At 29.5% G+C, this 1673-nt stretch carries 4 protein-coding genes; all 4 read left to right on the forward strand.

The features are described from left to right. A partial coding sequence (locus GH681_RS23870; protein ID WP_228112057.1) for a hypothetical protein occupies positions 1-338 on the forward strand: 338 nt, incomplete at its 5' end. Between the two features lie 278 nt (positions 339-616). Beyond that, positions 617-1051, forward strand: coding sequence for a hypothetical protein (locus GH681_RS22950; RefSeq protein WP_153163816.1), 435 nt, complete (start codon positions 617-619; stop codon positions 1049-1051). Further along, entirely contained in the window at positions 1035-1313 is a 279-nt protein-coding gene (locus tag GH681_RS22955; protein ID WP_153163817.1) for a hypothetical protein, read from the forward strand. The genes GH681_RS22950 and GH681_RS22955 overlap by 17 nt, the downstream gene beginning before the upstream one ends. Next, positions 1303-1632: a dATP/dGTP diphosphohydrolase domain-containing protein gene (locus tag GH681_RS22960; RefSeq protein ID WP_194270476.1), complete on the forward strand. Its 330-nt coding sequence runs from the start codon at positions 1303-1305 to the stop codon at positions 1630-1632. The genes GH681_RS22955 and GH681_RS22960 overlap by 11 nt, the downstream gene beginning before the upstream one ends. The last annotated feature ends 41 nt before the right edge of the window (positions 1633-1673 follow it).

Here is a 1673-nt window from a genome sequence, read left to right on the forward strand (position 1 = left end):
ATTTCTATATGATCTTTGACAATGGGCATATAGTACATGTAGAGAATAGAAGTAATAGGTTAGTACGATATTTTAGACATCTTTTTAACTTACGTTCTAATTTAAAATTAACTTCTTTCGTTCCGAAGAAACCTTACTCTAACAAAGAAATTAAAAAGTTATCTGATATATTATATAGAAATCGCGATTTAGATGAATCTGATATTGTAGTAATAATAAATTCTATTAGACCTAATACTATCAGAGAATCTTTAACAGAGTTAGAAACTAGTGAATATTATATAAATGCAACAGCAAAAAAAGATATCAATTTACTCAAGTCTGGCAAACAAATATAATTTACCTTATCCTGTTATAGAAGTAATATGCAATAGTCCATTTAAGTTTGCTAAAGAAGTAATGTCAAATGATGAAGATACTAAAGATATTATGTTTGCTTACTTATTTAAACTTAAATTAAAAAAGAGATATAAAGAAACAAAATGAGACAGTTTATTGAAGAATGCTTAACACCTAATTATAAGATTCACTGGTTAGATTCTATTTACTTTGATCCTGTATTACTTAACAATATACAGATGTATATAGCAATTAATGACAGTAGACTATTAAGAATATGATACTAAGAAAGTTTGATAATATATATCCTAGAACATTTTGGATAGCTATAATAGAAAAGGAAGAAGATGTATACACAATATTAAAGAAATTCACTATATACAACTTATTACCAGGTTTCGATAAAATACGAAAAGAAGCTGAAGAAGAAATGTTAAAGGCGTATGACGGAGATGTTATTGCAGAATGTAGACCGGTTATGTTAAACAGTAGTTCTGAGATGGGTATTATTTGCATAATATATAGACCTGATGAATTAGATGGTACGCATATAGCACACGAATCAGTTCACATAACTGATTATTACTTTGAAGTTACAGGTATGAATGGAGAAGAATTCTCAGGTGGTGGTAACGAAGGGTATGCGTATTTAGTTGGCTGGGCTGCTGGATGTTTTATTAAAGTAATGAAAGAATATGGAAAGACAGAGTAAAGAAGATTCATTAGCTCTATGGGAATTTGAGAAAAACAACGTTAAACAATTTGGATCTAAGATCAGTGAAGAGTTAAAAGAGTTAATGGAAGTTGCAGATAAGAAGATCAATAACTATTCCTTAACATACAATGAATTCATGGATGATATTCTAGAAGGTTTAGCTAAGTTGAAAGATACAGACAGCATTGAAACTAGACAGCTACAGATAAAAGGATTGTACAATTGTTTAACTAATAAGTATATTGAAGATGGAGAATGATGGTAAGAAATATGATTGTGGTAAAGTAAGAATGGATCTGATTCCATTAGATGTAGTTGAGAATATTGGTAAGGTACTTACTTACGGAGCTCAGAAATACTCAGATAACAGTTGGCAAAACCTTCCAGATTTTTGGAAAAGATATAAAGCAGCATTACTAAGACATCTTACTGCTATAGATAAAGGAGAATTAATAGATCCTGAAAGTGGACTACCTCATATAGATCATGTACTTTGTAATACAGTATTCTTAGATTGGGGATTTCATCATGGTAAAGCAATTAGTATTAATACAAAAGATATTGAACAAGATGAATAATTTAGAAGCTATTTGGTGGGAAACATAGGATATAGATGTAA

Source organism: Zoogloea sp. 1C4 (genome assembly GCF_009469605.1).
Taxonomy (GTDB): domain Bacteria; phylum Pseudomonadota; class Gammaproteobacteria; order Burkholderiales; family Rhodocyclaceae; genus Zoogloea; species Zoogloea oryzae.

What these genes read in the sequence shown, in the direction of transcription:
- GH681_RS22955 (WP_153163817.1), top strand. Translation starts at nt 1,035, where the DNA reads ATGGAAAGACAGAGTAAAGAAGATTCATTAGCTCTATGGGAATTTGAG.
- GH681_RS22960 (WP_194270476.1), top strand. Translation starts at nt 1,303, where the DNA reads ATGGAGAATGATGGTAAGAAATATGATTGTGGTAAAGTAAGAATGGAT.
- GH681_RS22950 (WP_153163816.1), top strand. Translation starts at nt 617, where the DNA reads ATGATACTAAGAAAGTTTGATAATATATATCCTAGAACATTTTGGATA.